Source organism: Pseudomonas sp. CM25, assembly GCF_013179705.1.
Classification (GTDB): Bacteria; Pseudomonadota; Gammaproteobacteria; order Pseudomonadales; family Pseudomonadaceae; genus Aquipseudomonas.
On sequence record NZ_JABMCW010000401.1, the window covers coordinates 1 to 4,431 of the forward strand.

General features: G+C 64.3%; 5 protein-coding genes. 3 read left to right on the forward strand and 2 right to left on the reverse strand.

From position 1 onward, the window contains the following. Positions 1-3: 3 nt before the first annotated feature. Positions 4-1,197, reverse strand: coding sequence for a LysR family transcriptional regulator (locus HP546_RS26515; protein ID WP_161872903.1), 1,194 nt, complete (start codon positions 1,195-1,197; stop codon positions 4-6). A 118-nt stretch (positions 1,198-1,315) separates the two neighbouring features. On the opposite strand from HP546_RS26515, the gene galB reads away from it, so the two are divergent. From galB to HP546_RS26530, 3 genes are read left to right on the forward strand one after another with little or no spacing between them, the layout of a single operon-like run. Further along, entirely contained in the window at positions 1,316-2,092 is a 777-nt protein-coding gene (gene galB / locus HP546_RS26520) for a 4-oxalmesaconate hydratase (RefSeq protein ID WP_119688716.1), read from the forward strand. Then, entirely contained in the window at positions 2,089-2,805 is a 717-nt protein-coding gene (locus HP546_RS26525) for a 4-carboxy-4-hydroxy-2-oxoadipate aldolase/oxaloacetate decarboxylase (RefSeq protein ID WP_172231701.1), read from the forward strand. Before galB ends, HP546_RS26525 begins: the two co-directional genes overlap by 4 nt. Positions 2,806-2,807: 2 nt before the next feature. After that, entirely contained in the window at positions 2,808-3,890 is a 1,083-nt protein-coding gene (locus tag HP546_RS26530; RefSeq protein ID WP_172231704.1) for a 4-oxalomesaconate tautomerase, read from the forward strand. Between the two features lie 287 nt (positions 3,891-4,177). On the opposite strand, the gene HP546_RS31165 is transcribed toward HP546_RS26530, so the two are convergent. Then, the coding region (locus HP546_RS31165) for a hypothetical protein (protein ID WP_218584618.1) at positions 4,178-4,431 on the reverse strand (254 nt) is incomplete at its 5' end.

Genomic DNA, 4,431 nt, shown 5'->3' on the forward strand with positions numbered 1-4,431 from the left:
GGCTCATGCCTGCTCGGTGATCACCTGGCGGATACAAGCCATCAGCGCGACCGCCGCCGGTGACTGCAGGCAGCCACTGCGCTGCATGAGGCCGATTGCGCGGGCAGTACCGGGCAGTGCCAGCGGCAGGCGTTGCAGCTCGCCGCTGGCAATCTCGTACGCCAACTGGTGCGCAGACACCGCCGCCAGCATGTCTGAACGCACCAGCAGGCCACGGATAACCGCCAGATCAGCGCTTTCCACCACCGGCCACGGCGCAGCCAAACCAGCGGCGGCGAAGCAGTTGTCGAGCAGCCCGCGGGCCGGCGAGCCGGCCCGCGGCAACACCCAGCGCGCCTGGTGCACGCCCTTGAGCGTCAGGTGTGTGTGCAACAACGGGTGCCCCCGGCGGGCCAGCAGCACCATTTCCTCGTTGATGAGCGGCTCGCCCACCAGGTCGCTGGCATAGTCGTGAGGCCGCAAGGCGCCCAGCACGAAGTCCACATCCCCTACCCGCAATTCGGTTGCCAGCAGGTCGAACGGGCTTTCGTTGGTCACCACCCGGACCTGTGGATGCTGGGCGGTAAAACGCAAAATGGCCTCCGGCAGAATGCGCGAGCGGCCCAAGGGTAACGCGCCGACATGCACCACCCCGCGCAGGGTGCCTTGCATCGCACTCAGGTCACTGTCCATGTGGCGCAACTCGTTCAGCGCCCGGCGGATGGGGAAAAGAATGTCCCGGCTGGCCACAGTGGGCTGCAGGCCGCGCGACGTGCGCACGAACAAGGGCTGCCCGCACCCGCCTTCGAGCACTTTCAACGCAGCACTGACGGCCGGCTGGCTAAGGCCGAAGTGCCGCGCCACGGTTTGCATGTGCCGTGTTTCACAGAGTTTCACGAACACCTGCAGGCGCCGCGCCTGAAACAGATACAGGGGCTCGCCCTGCGCGGTGCCCAGCAACCCCGGCACACCGTCCAGTTCCGCCAGCACGCGCTGTGCACGCGGCAGCAGGCACTCGCCATAGTCGGTCAGGCGCATGCCATTGGCATGGCGCTCGAACAGCGGGACAGCGAACCGCGCCTCCAGCTCGGCGATGGCGCGGGTGACCACGGACTGAGCACGGAACAACACCTGCGTTGCCCGCGAAACGCTGCCCAACTCGGCGACCCGGATGAACGCACGTACTTGCATCAGGTTGGGCAGTTCGACGTCGATCATAAGGCTTCCCCGGCGCTCGGCTCGTGACTGGGGCGACTATGCCCCTACCCCGCTTGCCAGGCAATAAATAAAACGCATAGCCGTTGCAAGTGAACGCATTAGTGCCGTGCGCAGGCCGATGACATCCTGCGTCAACCCCCACTGCAGGAGCCTACGAACAATGAATACCCCACAAAAAGCCGCCCTGGTGGTCAGTGCACATTCGGCCGACTTTGTCTGGCGTGCCGGTGGCGCCATTGCGCTGCACGCTGAGCAAGGCTATGCCATGCACGTGGTTTGCCTGTCGTTCGGTGAGCGTGGCGAGTCTGCCAAGCTGTGGCGCAAGGGTGAAATGACCGAAGCCAAGGTCAAGGATGCACGCCGTGAGGAAGCCATGGCAGCAGCCGAAATCCTCGGCGCCAGCGTGGAATTCTTCGATATCGGCGACTACCCGATGCGCGCCGACAAGGACACCCTGTTCCGCCTGGCCGATGTGTATCGCCGGGTACAACCGGAGTTCGTGCTCAGCCATTCGTTGAAAGACCCCTACAACTACGACCACCCGCTGGCCATGAACCTGGCCCAGGAAGCCCGCATCATCGCCCAGGCCGAAGGCTACAAGCCGGGCGAGAAGATCGTTGGCGCACCGCCCGTGTACGCCTTTGAGCCGCACCAGCCCGAGCAGTGCGAATGGCGCCCGGACACCTTCCTGGACATCACCCCGGTGTGGGACAAAAAGTATGCCGCCATCCAGTGCATGGCCGGCCAGGAACACCTCTGGGAGTACTACACCCGCGTGGCCCTGCAGCGCGGCGTGCAGGCCAAGCGTAACGTGGGCATCACCAGCGCACGCAACATCGTCTACGCCGAAGGCCTGCAGAGCGTGTTCCCACGCGTGACGGAGAACCTGGCATGAGCGGGCTGATCGGCAAGACCGGCATCGTGGTACGTAATATCCCGCGCGTCGAGCAGGAACTGATCGATGCCCTGGGCCGGCTGGGCGTTGCCACGGTGCATGAGGCCCAAGGTCGCAAGGGGCTGTTCAATACCGCCGTGCGCCCCATCCAGCAAGGTGTGGCAGTGGCCGGCAGCGCGGTTACCGTGCTGGTGGCCCCTGGCGACAACTGGATGTTCCATGTGGCCGTGGAGCAGTGCCGCCCGGGCGACGTACTCGTAGTAGCGCCCAGCTCGCCGTGCAGCGATGGCTATTTCGGCGACCTGCTGGCGACCTCGCTGCAGGCCCGCAGCGTGCGCGGCCTGGTGATCGACGCAGGCGTGCGCGACAGCCAGACCCTGCGCGACATGGGCTTTGCCGTGTGGTCGCGCGCCATCAACGCCCAAGGCACGGTGAAGGAAGTGCTGGGGTCGGTGAACCTGCCGCTGCTGTGCGCCGGGCAGCTCGTCAATGCCGGCGACATCGTGGTTGCCGATGACGACGGCGTCGTGGTGGTGCGCCATGGCGAAGCCCAGGCGGTACTCGAAGCCGCCACCCAACGCGCCGACCTGGAAGAGCGCAAACGCCTGCGCCTGGCCGCCGGCGAGCTTGGCCTGGACATTTACGAGATGCGCCCGCGCCTGGCGGCGAAGGGCCTGCGTTATGTCGAGCACCTCACTGACCTGGAAGGTTGAACATGGGCCAGACCCGCATACCTTGCCTGCTGATGCGTGGCGGCACCTCCAAGGGTGCCTATTTTCTGCATGACGACCTGCCCGCCCCTGGCCCGCTGCGTGACCGCGTGCTGCTGGCGGTGATGGGCTCGCCCGATGCCCGGCAGATCGACGGGATTGGCGGCGCCGACTCGCTCACCAGCAAAGTCGCCATCATCCGCGCCTCGCAGCGCGAGGACGCCGACGTCGACTACCTGTTCGCGCAGGTGGTGGTGGACGAAGCGCGGGTGGACTACGGGCAGAACTGCGGCAACATCCTGGCCGGCGTCGGGCCCTTCGCCATCGAGCGCGGCCTGGTGGCCGCCAGCGGCGCGAGCACACCGGTGCGTATATTCATGGAAAACACCGGGCAGCTCGCCGTGGCCCAGGTGCCGACCACCGATGGCCAGGTGGAGTATGCCGGCGATACCCGTATCGATGGCGTGCCGGGCCGGGCGGCGGCGCTGGTGGTGACGTTTGCCGACGTGGCCGGCGCCAGCTGTGGAGCCCTGCTGCCGACCGGCAACAGCCGCGACCGGGTCGATGGCGTGGAAGTGACCTGCATCGACAACGGCATGCCGGTTGTGCTGCTGCGTGCCGAAGACCTTGGCGTGACCGGCTACGAGCCGTGCGAAACGCTGGATGCCGACAGTGCACTGAAAACGCGCCTGGAAGCCATCCGCCTGCAACTGGGCCCACGCATGAACCTGGGTGATGTCAGCCAGCGCAATGTGCCAAAGATGTGCCTGCTGTCGGCGCCGCGCAACGGCGGCACGGTCAATACCCGCTCGTTCATTCCGCACCGTTGCCATGCGTCCATCGGGGTGTTTGGCGCGGTGAGTGTCGCCACGGCCTGTCTGATCGAAAGGTCGGTTGCACAGGGGCTTGCCAGCACGTGCGGCGGTGATATCCAGCGTTTGGCGGTGGAGCATCCTAGCGGCGAATTTACAGTGGAGATCAGCTTGGAACGTGGCGTGATCACGGGGTGTGGGTTGGTGAGGACGGCGCGTTTGCTGTTTGATGGCTTCGTCTGTATTGATCAAGGTATCTGGGGTGGGCGAGGCTGATATCCTTCGGAGCCTCCTTACTCTACAGCTATAGCGGTAAAACCGTGCCTGCTCTTGGCTATTCCCGAGAACAGGCGCCACCCCATGGGAGTCCAGCAGTACATCCCCCTAGTCTTTAGGCTATCGACGCAAACCTCGCCTGCTCCACGGCTAAGAGCTCACTCGATTGTTCATGAACGATCATATGGCTTTCTCACGCAGTGGCGGCGCATGACATAAAACACGTCCGGTTCAGACAAGATTCCGTCGCCCTTGAACAGTTGCGCAAGCCAACCACGATCAATAATTCACATAACGGCTTGCCTCGCGCCACAGGCCAGCTGTTGCAGTTTCTCGAGTAAGCAGCCTCGTCTTACAACTCCAATGCTGCGGCGACCTTGCACCGGCAATCCGGTAGCACCTTTTAAAAAAATAGAACTTACTACGTTTTTAACGCCGCGCAGCGCCGCGCGGAACGCGTTCGCGCGCTTATTGAAGACTTGACTGCCATGATCGCTACTTCTGCTTCCAGCGCCGGTGTATCCACCGGTCATCGCAATTC

Coding starts and splice junctions, on each gene's coding strand:
- HP546_RS26530 (WP_172231704.1), top strand. CDS start 2,808: ATGGGCCAGACCCGCATACCTTGCCTGCTGATGCGTGGCGGCACCTCC.
- galB (WP_119688716.1), top strand. CDS start 1,316: ATGACATCCTGCGTCAACCCCCACTGCAGGAGCCTACGAACAATGAAT.
- HP546_RS26525 (WP_172231701.1), top strand. CDS start 2,089: ATGAGCGGGCTGATCGGCAAGACCGGCATCGTGGTACGTAATATCCCG.
- HP546_RS26515 (WP_161872903.1), bottom strand. CDS start 1,197: ATGATCGACGTCGAACTGCCCAACCTGATGCAAGTACGTGCGTTCATC.